We start from the raw sequence: 14,288 nt of genomic DNA, 5'->3' as shown, positions 1-14,288 counted from the left end.
TAAATTAAAACAAAAAAATAAAAAGTGCAAAATAACTTTTACACTTTAGGCTGTATAATCATTGATTCCTTGGAATATTTGTTCGGTAGGACCCGGAAGATTTCAAAAACCTTTTTCCATTCTATGTTTGATACCTTTTTGTCTTCTATTTTCTAATATTGTTCACATTCTTGTAGCTATGAAAATAGAACTATATGAACCAATAGCTAAACCAAATACCATCATAATATTAAATGACAAGTCAGTTGCATTACCAAACATTAATAGTACAGCAACAGCTGCAATTGTAGTTGCTGAAGTATAAATACTTCTTTTGAATACATCAGCGATTGAAGAATTAGCTATTTTAGCTATTTGTTCTTTAGAAAGAATTTGGTTATGATATTCATTATTAATTGTTTCACGAATTCTATCAAATACTACAACTGTATCATTAATTGAAAAGGCAATTATTGAAAGCATAGCTGCAATTATAATTGGCGACATTTGAAGTCTAGTAATTACAACAAAGCTTATTGTCATAACAATATCGTGTAATAATCCAATGATAGCCGCTGTTGAAAATGTTCATTTTAAACGCACCATTGTATAGATAATAATTCCGGCAAAACTAATACCTATAGACAACATAGCATTTTTCAATAATTCTTGAGCTTCAATTGAAGAAATACCAAATGATATAGGATCAGTGTCTTTAAAAACTTTTGCTAACTCAGAGTTTATTTCTTTTAGTCTTGCTGTTAGATTTTGTGGTGTTTCAATAACTACTTTTCATTCTAATTTATTTGAATCAGCTGGAATAATATTAATGTAATTTTCAATATTATCTATTTTGAAAACATCGTTATGATTAATAATATAGTCTTTTATTTCTAGAGCTCTTGCATGGTCTATAAAAGAAGTTTCTGCGCTTTGAAGTGATATATTAACTCCACCTCTAAATTCTATTGAACGATTGAATCCTGCTCAAAAGTCATTATTAATTCCCGCAAATGAACCGTAAACTATACCACCGATTAATATAAATAATAAGGATCCTAAAACAAACCATTTAGCGTGTTTAATAAAGTTAAAACTTCTAAAACCTTTTGTTTGATTAATATTATTTATTTTTTTCTTATACATTCCTAATAATCAGATTCGATTATCAAACACTCCGGTGTTTATAAGAATTTGACTTAAAGTTCTTGTAAATAGCAACATAACCACTAGAGTAAATATTACTGAAAAAATTAATGATATACTGAACCCTTTTACCTTTGATGTGCCAAAGTAAAATAGAATAAATGAAACAATTAATGTTGTAATATTTGCATCAATAATTGAAGACAGTGACTTTTTATTAGATAACTTCATTGACTTTTTAAGCCGCTCGCCAGAATAAACTTCGTTCTTAAGCCGTTCAAAAACAATTATGTTTGAATCCACACTTATACCAATACCGATTATTAAAGCCGCAATAGTAACTGGTGAATATTCACCTTGTAAAAATGCAAACATTAGTAAAGTTAGGAACATGTATAAGGATATTGAAACAGTGCTTAATAGTCCTAGGACTCCATAATTCACAATCATAAAAATTGAGATTAATCCAAATACAACAGCTCCGGCTAATAATGCACTTTCAAATGAATTGCTTGTATTATCTGGTTGCACATAGTTTGACGATAGGACATCTAATGAATAATTTGATGAACCGTAATTAATGTTGGCTGATAATTGTCTAGCTTCTTGATCACTAAATCTACCTGTTATTCTAAATGTAGGTGCTGATAGTTTTTCGCCAACTCTAGCCTCACTTATTAAATATTTCTTAGCATCAAATGTATATAATTTTTTAGCATTTGGTGTATTGTTACTGCTATTAAAAATCTTGTTATCCACATGAACAAAATTATATGGATTTTTACCAGAATCTACTCAATCATCATAGAAATCTTCCTTGGCCATATTAATTAAATCATCTAAATTTATTCACATTAAAATTGCTTTGTCTCTAGTTTGAGTTGAAATGAATTCAGTAGCAGCTTCTCATTCTAATTGAGCTTCATAATTTAATAAAGTTACAGAAACTGATTTTGATGAAGCATCTTGCCCGTATTGACCACCAGTTAGAATTGCTTCTGAACCATTAGGTTTTAGAGGCGCAACATATCTTCTCAATTCTTTTGGATCTGATGATATCAAATCATAGTCTAATTTATTTCTGCTTCTATTAAACTCACCATCAATAAATAATGGAATCATTGATGAATCAGTCAAAATTAAAGTTGGTTTGTTACTAATAATTTTTTCAAATTCTGATCTTTCTTCCTTAGATAATTCACCATTTTTTGTAATTCTAATTTTACCATTTCCTTGAACTTCAACTGACGTTCCATTGAAAGCAACACCACCGTTTAAGCGCTCTTCAATAGCTTTAGAAACTTCTTTTGAAAATTTTTCATCAATTGCTTCATCAGGTTTATCACCTTTATTAATCTTAATTAAAAATTCAACACCACCGTTATATTCAACGGATTTGTTAATGTTTTTAGATGTAAAGAAAATTGAGCCACAAACAATAGCTACTATTGTGGATACTAATGTTATAAATAGAATTAGTCACCTTTTTCAGTTAGTTGGACTAATAATTTTTTTAAAGAAATTGCCGATCTTTCTTAACATAATGTTATTTATTATATATTAATACTAATATATTAAGCACAATATTTTCATTTAACTATTCAATGATATTGAGTTTCTCAAAAGATAATCAATTCCTTGTGATGTAATCCGTCTTCCTCTTGGACCTTTTTGTATTAGTTTTAAAGATAAAAGTATAGGTTCTATTTCGCTAATTATATTGTCTTTTTCTTGATTGATTATCCCGGCTATTGAATCTAATGATGCAAATTTAAGATCAAAAGTGTCTTTCAATACTTTTAAATATTCTATGTGATCTCTATTCAAACCCAAATCATATAAATCTAAATGTTTGAATGTTTTAAATGAAGTTTCTTTTGAGATAGATTTCTCATGCTCTTGAATTGAAAAATCGTAAATTCTTTTTAAAAGATGATTTGCAACTCTAGGAGTTCGTTTCGAATATAAAGCAATTATTTTTTCAACATCATTATCAATTTTGATATTTAAAATATTAGCTGAATTACGAATTACATTTTCAATATCTTGAAGTTTATAATTAGACATTCTTGCTAAAAATCCAAATCTGTCTTTAAAAGGCTGACTAATTAAATTAAGCTTAGTTGTAGCGCCTATTAAAGTGAACGGATTTAGATTCATTCTCATTGCTTTAGAATTTCCCTCTGGACCTATAACTATGTCTATTTTGTAATCCTCCATAGCATTATAGATTAGTTCCTCAACGCCTTTATTAACACTATGAATTTCATCAATAAAAACAATATCTCCATGTTTAACATTTGCAAACACACTTAGAATATCAGATTTTTTTTCAAGCATAGATCCTTGAAGAAAATGAATTTTAACTTGCATCTCATTACCTATAATGCTAGCCAAGGAAGTTTTGCCAGTCCCGGGAGATCCACTAAATAAAATATGGTCTAATACTTCATTTCTATACTTTGCCCCACTAATCATCGTTTTTATTGTTGCAACTAGTTTTTCCTGGCCAATAAATTCATCAAATGAAGTAGGTCTAAGCCGAAGTTGATTCATATTTTGTACTCATTATTTTTATTGCTTCTTCAATTAATAATTCAACATTAGTTGTTTCATTTGCTTTTGCTAAAGCGCTTTCTATTTGATTTTTCTTAAAACCTAGCATCTTTAATGTTTCAGTTGCCTCATTCATAATCGATATATTTTTCGCTACTTCGTTATTTTTATCTGGACTTGAAATTTTTTGTCATTTATTTTGTAATTCAACAACAACTAGTCTTGCTACTTTAGGATTCAAATAAGGTATTTTGACTAATTCTTCATAATTACCATTTGCAATATAAGCAACAACTTTTTCTCAACCATGGTTCAAGATATTGAAAGCAACTCTTGGACCTATTCCAGCTATACCAATTAAATCAGTAAATAAAAGTCTTTCTTTAAATTCTTTAAAAGCATATGTAGCTTGATAATAATCATTCTTTATTTCATAAATATAAAGCTTTAATTTGGCTTTTTCGCTAACTCTTTCGTGATTTGGAAAAATTAATGAATAACCAATTCCTTGACTTTCAAAAATTAAATTATTTTGACGTTTATAAACAATTTCTCCGATTCTATATAAAATCATTTTTCACCTCCATAAACATATAGTCCGGTTTTTAAAAAAAGAAATAAAAATGGAAAAATAAAATACTTCAAAAATAAAAAAAACACATTGCTGTGTTTGGTCAATTAAATGAAATGGTGCGCGGGGAGGGACTTGAACCCTCATGCCGTAAAGCACTAGAGCCTAAATCTAGCGTGTCTGCCAATTTCACCACTCGCGCTTTTTATATGCTTAAAGGAATTGCACCTTATTTAAACACTAAGTTTGCATATATGGTGCCGGCTATAGGACTCGAACCTACGACCTACTGATTACAAGTCAGTTGCTCTACCAACTGAGCTAAGCCGGCATATGCCTTTTATTAAAAGCGTTATTATTATAAATTAAAATCAATATTAGCAAAATAAAAGATTTGGTAAAAACTAATTTTATTTTATGCTTTTTTTAATTTTGACTAAAATTACACATAAAACTCATTTGTGTTAAAAAAATAACACATTTTTGTAAAAAAAATATTTAAACAACACTAAAAGATTTTCGGTACTTTATTTGTTTTATAATGATAGAAGACAAAAAATTAAACAAGGAGATAATTATGGAAAAAGAAAATATGAGCGTATATAAAGTTAGCGCTAAATTTGACCCAGTAAACAGACATTCTGTTGCAACAAATGAAGCTGGAGTAAAACACCTTATAGATCTTAATGGAAAAGAAGCTTTTAACCCTATTTCAACATTCCTAAGTGCCTTATGTGGTTGTGAACAAGCTTTATTTAACTATGTATCATTCAATGAAAAGATTAAATGAGAATCATATGAAGTTCAAATTGAAGCTAAAAGATTAACGGATTTCAAAGTTCATCCAGGTTTTAAAGAAATTGATGTAACACACATTTTAAATGCAAAAGATGTAGATAATAATAAATTAGTAGAATTGCTAAAATTATCACACTCATTTTGTCCAGTGTCAAATTCAGTAGATCCTTCTATTAAACATAATGTTCATTATATAATTAATGGCAAAAAAATGTAAAACTAGTTTTTACTAAATATAAACAATTTCAGATATTATAATCCAAAATGGAATAATAAATAAAGAGAGTAAGGTACTTAGAGTTGAAGCTCTAACAGCAAAGTGGCTTGCTCTTTTTTCATTTAAAACAAATGCCATAGGCGCTGCGCCTGGAGGAGTTGCAGTTATTATCATAATAGATATAGCACTTACTTTTGTAATTTTTCCATAATAATTCAATAAGAATAACGATCCAAATATTATTAATTGAATTACTATTAATTTTAAAAATGAATATAGTCAAGCTTGCTTATCTGCGAATAAACTTTTAAGTTTAGATTCACTAATTTTCATTCCAATTGTTAGCCAAATTAATGGAGTACATAATTCTGAAAGAACTGCTGCTATTTTATAAAAATAAGGTAATGTTATCTTAAAATCAAATCAACCGGTTGGATTAATTTCTGTTAGTTGGTAATTATTTATCGCTGAATTAAAAATATATTTATTATTATCAGCATCAAAGAATATAGGTTGCATGTTTGTTCCAAATTTTGCTTTTGAAACTAATTGAATAGATGTTTTTGGATCAAGATTGAATTTAATATCAGCAGGAATTGAAGATGCGCCTAATCCTGGAATTAATTGAGATAATCAAAGTCCTAAACCAACGAAAGTACCTATTAAAGCTGGATTTAAGGCTATTGATCTTAAAGATTTTTTAACATTTTGTTTATTTAATCTAATACCTTTAATCATCATAAAGCAATATGTATAACAGAAAACTCTTTGCATGATATTAAAAACATTCACCGAAACTAATGCTGTATCATGACTTGGTGTATTTTTGTAAAATTCATCAGCTATTGGCATACCAAATGTTATGGTTGAGCCAAAAATTAAAAGCATTCACATAACAAGCGCTTTGTCTCTAGGACTATCTTTTTCATCCGTCCCTGATAGTGCACCTATAATAGTTTCCTCATTTGCATTTTCAACCGATTTAGGAACTTTTCTATAAAAGAATTTCATTCATAGATAAGCCACTAATGAAAGAACAAAATAAAATATAAAAGAAATTAATAATATTCAAGCTTGTTCTTTTAATTTACCCATATTAATATCAGACATGAAACCTTTTACTGCAATGGCAGGCAATGAAACATTCATAATTACAGAAGTAAATCCAGGTAATCATTCCTTTTTAAAAATGTTGGTTTTCATCAAAATAAAACCAATTGAGATAACAAAAACGCTAGCTATTATTACACCTCATAAACTAGTATTATTTAATGTACTTATTAAAACTTCTTTCATATCTAAACCTCTAAAAAAATTACAATTTTAATTGTACAACTTAATAAATTTTGAAATATATAAAATAACAAGTAATTTTATTAGATGTATTCAGATTTTGAATTTTTAGTACATGGTTGACTTTCGAGTATTTATACTTATATATTTTTTAATTGTGTAGCTATTAAAAAAATAGACAAGCGCCATTATCTCCTAATAAATATATTTTGTTAATAAATGATTTATCTAATTATTAATCTAATTTTTATTAAAATTTAAAGTTTAAAATAAGATAATGTTTTCTTAATTATCTTATTTTGTTTTAAATATTGTTTATAACCATATGTGAAGATAATAAAAAAGAAAAACACTACACAAAATTCTAAAAAAAAGAGACTATACTAGAATTAATAAATTAAAAAGTAATTCTAGTTTTCACCCTTTGGTTCTATAATATTTTTAGGATATAAATATTTATTATTTTTATATTTATCATCAATTTTAAAATCTCATCTTTTACACATAAAATCTAATAATTTATTATTTCTTTCAATAATATTGTACGGAGTTCATTCTGTGTACTCGGTTGATATTTCTATTTCGCTATATGATCCCTCACAATAATAGTGCTTAAATAGTGCTTATTAGATTTTCTATTTTCTATACCACGTTTTAGGTCATAACCACTATTTCCTAGCGAAGCATTACCTTTACGCGAGGTTAAAACTAAGTTACCAAGATTATGCAAAAAAATAACTTTTTGGTCGTCATCAATAATATTAAAACGTTTAACTCAATATGGGTCAGTATCCATTTGCGGATATATATGTTCAATAGTATCTTCTTTCTTATCATTATTTCAAGTTTCTCATACAACTTTTGATTTTTGATTATATTTGTTTTGAAGTTTTAATTCATATTCATATAAGAAGTACTTTAATCCTTTTCAAGAATAGAATCCATCTTTACTTTGATTTTTAAATAAAAACTCAATGCGATCTAATTTATACCTAATTTAGAAAGCGACCATTATTAATTTAAGTTGCAAAATATCTAAATTAAATACAAATAATATTCTTTTATTCATTTAAAAAATACCAATATAACAACAAAATAGAGATATTGGTATTTTTAGTTATTTATTTTAAGTCGTCTAAAATATATTTAATATCTTCGTCTGTTGAGAACACATTGGTTTCTAGGTCCTGCCTTTCAACTGCATTCAACATTACTTCTTCTTTTTCTTGCAGTCTTTCATAGATTCTGTTAGATAGTGAAAATGGATAGATAAAATTATTGTACTGTTCTTCCATTATATAATATTGTGTATAATCCTTATTTGTTAAACCTAATCTGTGTATTCTATTTTTAGATTGAAGAAAGTGAACAAGATTATAACTTAGTTCATAATAAATAGCATCATGACATACTTTATGAAATGAAACAGACTCAGCTAATGTATGCGGATTTGTTATAAGCACATCTATTTCATTGTTGTTAAAAGCATTGATTAGTCTAGTTCTATCTTTGTCTGCGGTTGCTCCATAAATCATTTCAGAATTAATTAATAATTCATTTAATCTATTGTGAATTTTATTTATTGTTTCAGCAAAAACACATCAAATTATAATTTTTTTATTTTGCGCTTTAAGTTTACTAACTAAGTTAATCAACTTATTAAATTTCGAACTAGTATTAATTTCGGATAATAATTCTCTTAATTCAGCAGTATAGTCATATTGTTCTATATCCCTAGTTTCATTATCTAATACAGTTCATACATTCTCTAATTCTTTTCAATTAATAGATTTAAACAACAACTCAGGGTTGGATTCTAGTTGCAGTAATCTGATAATTCTTATAAGAGGATTTTCAATTGAGTTTTTTATTATTCTAAATGCTTCATTTTCTTCATCAGTAGCTTGAGAAATAATTATTCTGTCTTCTAATGGTTCGGGTATATTTAAGTCAGATTTTGATGTTCTAACAAAAAATGGGTATAGTTCATTATTAATTTGTCTACGCTTATGCTCACTCAAATTTTGCGAATTTAGTTCGCTACTATCATGATTAAAATAATGTTTTAACTCACTTCCGAAAATGAGTTTAGCATAGTTTAAAACGTCCTTGTAGCTATTAGGTATAGGCGTTCCTGTTAATTGTATAGTACCCCAGGGTTTAGATTCTTCAATTATATTTAATCATGATTTAGCTCTAACGCCTTCAGGATTTTTAATTTTATGTATTTCATCAAAAATAACCAAAGTTTTACTATCTATAATTTTCTTTATTTGATATTTAAACGAATTGGCTTTTTCATAATTTATAATAATTAAATTTTTATTTATAGCTTTTGAAATTAATTCACTTTTGTTTGTTAAGTTAAAATTTATTTTAAGTAAATTTAATCTTATTCTGCTTCCAAAAGTGCTTTTTCATTCATTAGCCCATGAGTCAAAGGAGTTTTTAGGACATATAACTACAATTTTATCAACTATTTTCTTATCATATAAATAAGCATATGTGCCTAGAACAGTTGCTGTTTTTCCTGCGCCCGGAACTGAGTAATTACATGAATTTCTCATCAAGAGTGAAAAGAAACTATTTTCTATTTGTTTTTCTTTTAGTGGCCTTTGAATATATTTATTTAATATTTGGATATATTCGTGCTTAGTTAATATAAGGTTATTATCCTTTTCATATTCTCTATTTTTAAGTATTTTTCCTAAATTTATTCTTTCTTTAATTTTTCGATCTAGAGTTTCAATATCTTTATAAATATCATCTTCAATTGTTAAAACAAATTGTACTTCTTGAGCTATTTTCTCTAATAAGATCAAAACTTTTCTTTTATCTTGAATTGATAAATCTCGCCTAAAAAAAATTTTTTTTAATTCATATTTGTTTTGATCTTTATGTAAAAACTTGTGAAATTCGCTTCTTTTATATGTTCTAGAACTTTTGAACAAAAAAGCATTATCTAAAGTAATGTATCAATTATTTTCATTATCTATACATAAATCTATTTTATGCATTTTTAATCTCTTCTTGAATTTTATTTGCTTTTTTAGTTATGAAATCTAATATATCATTAAGTTTTCGCTTCTCATCATTAGTTAATTTCGCAGCAAATTCCATATCTATGCTTTCTAGTTTATCAAGAGCATCAATACTTAATAATAAAGGTTGTTCTCTTTTTGATTTTAATCCTAATTTACGTAGTAATTCATTTGGTACATTATCTACAATTTTTTGCTCTGCTTCACAATTATTTATATCATTAATAAATTCATCAACTTTCAAAAATTGATTTTCATTGTCTGTATACTCATCAACTTTATCTAATACAAAGTCAATTAGTTCTTTTTCTTTGTTGATTAATTCTTTTCCGATATTTAAATCTTTAACAAGTGTAAGAATATCTCTCATAAAACGAGTTTTATCACCTGTTTGCTTAATAAGAAGGTTTGAAAATAAAATATGTTTTAAATCCGTAACTTCATCATCAGAGTAAGCTTCTGACTTCGCTTTCTTAATAATTTTTATTGATTCAAGAATAGGGTCATGTAGATTATTTTGTCTTGCGATATAGTACTTACCACTAGCATTTATGTACTCCAAAAACTCTTCTAAGAATTTTGCAACTTCTAATTTTTTTTCTATATTTTTAACATTTTCATTGCAGACATTTGCATATTCCTCAATACTTATTTGTTTATTAATTTCTATATCTTTATATGCTCCAATAACTCTCTCAATAGGATCATAACCTTGTTTTTCTTCTTCACCGTGCTGAATGCTTAATTCTAATAATTTAATTTCTTTACCGTCTGTTTCATAATCTTTATCTAGAATTGCAGCATTAAATCTATATTTATCAGGCATTTCTTTATGTGCCCTTTGCAACATTCTCAAACAAGTAAATCTCCTGTTTCCATCAATAATTCTTCCATCTTTTAGAACAACTCCGTCAACCATTTGGCCAACTTTTTCAATATTTTTTTTAGTCTTCTCGATAGCTTGCTTGTTACTCTCTATTATCCAATTTTCAAACGTTTGATTATATTGATTTATGTCTATATTTTTCATTTCTTCAATTTCTTCACTTGATTTCTCAGATGATCAGGAAATAATTCTGTCATTTCTATTGTTATAGTATAATGCATCCAAATCTATAGAATAAACTTGAATACTTTCTCTTGAACCATTTATTACAACGTTTTTAAGTTTTCCAACAACAGGCTTTGCTTTATTGCTTTTTAGTAGATCATGAATCATATTTTTCTCCTTAAGTTATTGACTATTTAATTTTTAATTTAAATTATATCAATATATTCTTCCTTGCTATAATAAATGCTGTGAGATACATCATCATAGTAAAAACCAATTGAATTTATTACTTCTTTTAATTTCGCAGAATTAAATTTATATTTATAGGTTTCTAGAACGTATTCTTCTATATCATAGGCATTTATAGGCTCATCACTATCATATTTTCAAAACTGAGAAAATATGATATGTTCCACGAAATTACTAAAATTAATATTTTGCCGATTAGTATTTTTTTTAAAAATTCTAGGGCTTGACATTATACTTTTAAATCTGTCACTAAACTGTTGTAAAATAAATTCATAAAATATATTATCAAAACCAAATTCTTGAATAAGTTCATGCTCAAATTCACTGTCTAATAGGCTTTCAATTGTAAAAAATTTATCTCCAACTCAATCAGAAACTTTATTAACAAAATCTTTAATTAAATTTAAATCTATATTAGATTCTTTCAACTTTTTTGATGTTATATATAAATTTTCTTTCCCATTTACTTTAATCGCTTTAAACTCTGAAAATATATTGTAAAAGGCATTAACAACAACTCCTGATTGGTAAATGTCTTTGTCCTTAAAAATATTTATATCATTTGGAATTCTTATAAAGTCTGTGTTTTTTAAGTAAGTCTCATACAAGCAATCATGAATACTTGCAAAAGTCAACTTTGGACACAAAGTTAAATTATGTATAAAACCTATATCATTAAATGTTTTACTGTTCAGAGAGATGTTTCTACCAGATGTGTTCTCTTTTATGGTTTTGCATATTTCTTTATATGGATATATGTTGTTAGATAATTTGCTTTTAATAAGAGCTATTTCTTCTTCTGTAAGGTAGCTAAAACCTTTTTTTTATATATCCTGTCTTTTGTTAGTCATTTGCTAAGAATATTTGGATAACTGCTTCCTTTCATTGAAAGTAAATTAAAACCATATTTTTCAGAATATAAATCTCAAAATGATTGGTATGAAATTGGGGCATTTTCTTCAAAAAAATTGATTACTTGTTCTTCTTGATTCTTGATATTGTATTTTAAATTTGGCATTCTTCTATCACAATGAAAACCTTCTGGAAGCATATCATTGTTTTCTAATTTTCTTAGTATGTTGTGTAGATCATATTCATTATAAATATTATACTCTTGCATTAGCTCATAATATTCATCAAAAATAAGTTTTGAAGAAAAGAACATTCCATTATATTTTTCAAAGTTGATATTATCAACAAAAAATTGTCAATTATATTTTTTTAATTCATAATATCTATACAATTTTCCCATATTTAGAAGTACATTATTATTTCTCATTAATGTTGCTTCAATATTTCGCTCTAAATTTTCAGGTAAAAGATTATTTAAAACATCTTTATCAAAAATATTGTTGTATATAAAATCATTATATTCAGTAATTATTTGGGAAGATTTAATATGATTTTCAGAATGTTTTTTCATTAGCATTTCTAATATTTCAGACATAGATACTTTTATAAAATCACCTTTTAAGTAAATTAATTTTTTGTTTTTTAATAAGAATTTTTTTATTTTGTCTTTTTCGTTATGCGAAATATTAGGATCTAAAATATATTCTTCTATGTTTTGAGTACCTTTTTCATAAAATTTTTTTAAATAGTACATTTCCATTTCAGAAGTATTAAAAATATCCATAATTTCCCTAGGTGAAATATTGTATTTGGTGTAAATATAAGAATATCTATCTTCTTTAAATTTATATGTACTTTTTATTGTTTTTAAATGAGAGTTTGAATATCAATTGGAATTTTTGTATTTCTCTTCAGAAAAAAAAGAATGAAGCGTATTTAAATTTTCATCATTTTCTAAATCCTCCTCAGGAATATCCAAAATAGATATTTCTTTTATTTTTCACAAATTTTTTATTTCATCTATACTGCTTAATTGAATAATTTGATTCATAGATTCTACAAATTCAATTTTTACTTCGTTAAGTAGCATCTCCTTATTCTTAAATTTTGTAACTATACTTAAAGAATTTATTAAATGTTGCTTTATTATGTCATGGCAATTTTTAGAAATTATTTCATCAGATAATTCATTAATTTTTTCAGTATATAAGTTTTCTGGTTTTGATTGCATATTAACAAAATTGTCAAAATAACCATTAACAATAGCCACAATAACCTGATTGTAATAACATTTTTTACTGCTGAATATTGAACTAAATATTTTTTGATAAATATCTATTTTAATTTTTATCAGTTCTAGAATATCGCGTGTTATTAGTCTCGAATTAGACATAATGTTGTTAATTTCTTGTGGCAATTTATTTAAATTTCCTACAATTGAACAATTAAAATCATGAAGTTGGCTTAATGTATTTATGTTATTCTCTTCAATTATACGTTTCTGATAAGATGTGTTCATTACTGCAAAATTTATTGGATAATCTAGAATTAATTGGTCAAAATAAGTAAAAAATCTAGGGTTTTGAGTTTTTGACATTGCTCATAGAGAACTATTTAATTCATCATATGCATTTAAAAGAATTTTTTTTGATTTTTTGATCAATGTATCATTATTTTGAATGGTATCTCTATTAAGTTTTAATAGGTCTTCTCCGGTTTCTATATTATTTTTTGATAAGAATGATAAAACATTGTCATGTTTTTCTTCAATGAAAAATGTTACTGGTTTATAAACATCAAAAATATTTTCAGTATCTATATATTTACTTGTTTTGTCCATAAATATTATTTTATTACATACTTTAGAAACCTAAAATTTAATAAAAACGAATTTTTATCATTGTGTTAAAACATTTTTTTGTCAATATATAAAAAAATAATTTTTGAAAATTAAAAAAGTAAAATTTCGCCAAGAACTCACCAAACTGAGTTCTTGGTGGGACTTTTTATGTCCTGCAAATATATTTTTAACCCAATAATTAGAAAGGACACATCTACGTTATATATGAAACGTAAAATTGATTTTTCATTTAAAACAAAATGCAAAAATAAACCGAGTGATTGTGTAATAAGGAGTTACCACATTAAACAAAGAAATTTCAAAGAATATTTGAATTTACACTCAAAAAGAGGAATCAAAGGTAAATAAAAATCATATTGGGTTTTAAACGTGGACAAAAAATATTAACATTTTTAATTGATGAACGCCATAGCAAATTGCTGTGGTGTTTTTAAACCTAAATTTGATTGTATTCTATAATTGTTATATCAAAAAATATATTCTCTAATTTTTTCATTTAACTCGTCAAATGTAATTTTTGTGTAATCTAAATCATTCAATAGTTCTTTTTTAATCACTCCGAACCAATATTCAATTTCTCTATTATCTAATGAATTCCCAACTCTAGACATTGAAACTACCCCACCAAATTTTGTAATTCTATCAATGTATTCTTGATTTGTGTATTGAAAACC

General features: G+C 26.0%; 11 protein-coding genes and 2 tRNA genes. 1 reads left to right on the top strand and 12 read right to left on the bottom strand.

Translation table 4 applies throughout. The annotated features are described in order from the left end of the window. Nucleotides 1-45: 45 nt before the first annotated feature. The 5 genes from secDF to JXZ90_RS00045 form a co-directional block, all read right to left on the bottom strand. Entirely contained in the window at nt 46-2,667 is a 2,622-nt protein-coding gene (gene secDF / locus JXZ90_RS00065; protein ID WP_205848368.1) for a protein translocase subunit SecDF, read from the bottom strand. A 51-nt stretch (nt 2,668-2,718) separates the two neighbouring features. Further along, nucleotides 2,719-3,681 carry a Holliday junction branch migration DNA helicase RuvB gene (gene ruvB / locus JXZ90_RS00060; protein WP_205848367.1) on the bottom strand — a complete coding sequence of 321 codons (963 nt, stop codon included), beginning with the start codon at nt 3,679-3,681 and terminating at the stop codon, nt 2,719-2,721. After that, nucleotides 3,662-4,255: a Holliday junction branch migration protein RuvA gene (ruvA, locus tag JXZ90_RS00055; RefSeq protein ID WP_205848366.1), complete on the bottom strand. Its 594-nt coding sequence runs from the start codon at nt 4,253-4,255 to the stop codon at nt 3,662-3,664. The genes ruvB and ruvA overlap by 20 nt, the downstream gene beginning before the upstream one ends. 114 nt (nt 4,256-4,369) lie before the next feature. After that, a tRNA-Leu gene (locus JXZ90_RS00050) sits at nt 4,370-4,454 on the bottom strand. A gap of 53 nt (nt 4,455-4,507) precedes the next feature. Next, nucleotides 4,508-4,583, bottom strand: a tRNA-Thr gene (locus JXZ90_RS00045). A 246-nt stretch (nt 4,584-4,829) separates the two neighbouring features. Here JXZ90_RS00045 and JXZ90_RS00040 point away from each other — a divergent pair. Further along, nucleotides 4,830-5,267, top strand: coding sequence for an OsmC family protein (locus JXZ90_RS00040; protein WP_205848365.1), 438 nt, complete (start codon nt 4,830-4,832; stop codon nt 5,265-5,267). A 12-nt stretch (nt 5,268-5,279) separates the two neighbouring features. On the opposite strand, the gene JXZ90_RS00035 is transcribed toward JXZ90_RS00040, so the two are convergent. The 7 genes from JXZ90_RS00035 to JXZ90_RS00005 form a co-directional block, all read right to left on the bottom strand. Then, entirely contained in the window at nt 5,280-6,563 is a 1,284-nt protein-coding gene (locus tag JXZ90_RS00035) for an AEC family transporter (RefSeq protein ID WP_205848364.1), read from the bottom strand. 574 nt (nt 6,564-7,137) lie between these two features. Next, nucleotides 7,138-7,470 (bottom strand): HNH endonuclease family protein, encoded by a 333-nt coding sequence (locus tag JXZ90_RS00030; protein ID WP_256432786.1) that lies wholly within the window; start codon nt 7,468-7,470, stop codon nt 7,138-7,140. Between the two features lie 211 nt (nt 7,471-7,681). Next, nucleotides 7,682-9,577, bottom strand: a complete 1,896-nt coding sequence (locus JXZ90_RS00025) for a DEAD/DEAH box helicase (RefSeq protein WP_205848363.1) — start codon at nt 9,575-9,577, stop codon at nt 7,682-7,684. Then, the gene (locus JXZ90_RS00020; protein ID WP_205848362.1) at nt 9,570-10,820 is read right to left on the bottom strand and encodes a hypothetical protein; all 1,251 of its coding nucleotides are present in this window, start codon (nt 10,818-10,820) and stop codon (nt 9,570-9,572) included. The genes JXZ90_RS00025 and JXZ90_RS00020 overlap by 8 nt, the downstream gene beginning before the upstream one ends. A 38-nt stretch (nt 10,821-10,858) precedes the next feature. After that, nucleotides 10,859-11,509: a hypothetical protein gene (locus JXZ90_RS00015; protein ID WP_205848361.1), complete on the bottom strand. Its 651-nt coding sequence runs from the start codon at nt 11,507-11,509 to the stop codon at nt 10,859-10,861. Nucleotides 11,510-11,688: 179 nt separating this feature from the next. Next, the gene (locus JXZ90_RS00010; protein WP_205848360.1) at nt 11,689-13,593 is read right to left on the bottom strand and encodes a hypothetical protein; all 1,905 of its coding nucleotides are present in this window, start codon (nt 13,591-13,593) and stop codon (nt 11,689-11,691) included. A 413-nt stretch (nt 13,594-14,006) separates the two neighbouring features. Then, a complete protein-coding gene (locus JXZ90_RS00005) occupies nt 14,007-14,225 on the bottom strand; it encodes an IS3 family transposase (RefSeq protein WP_241003413.1) in 219 nt (72 codons plus the stop codon). Between the last annotated feature and the right edge of the window lie 63 nt (nt 14,226-14,288).

The sequence above is a fragment of the Mycoplasma sp. Mirounga ES2805-ORL genome, from assembly GCF_017084445.1.
Taxonomy (GTDB): domain Bacteria; phylum Bacillota_I; class Bacilli_A; order Mycoplasmatales; family Metamycoplasmataceae; genus Mycoplasmopsis.
This window is presented reverse-complemented; position numbering and strand designations above follow the sequence as displayed.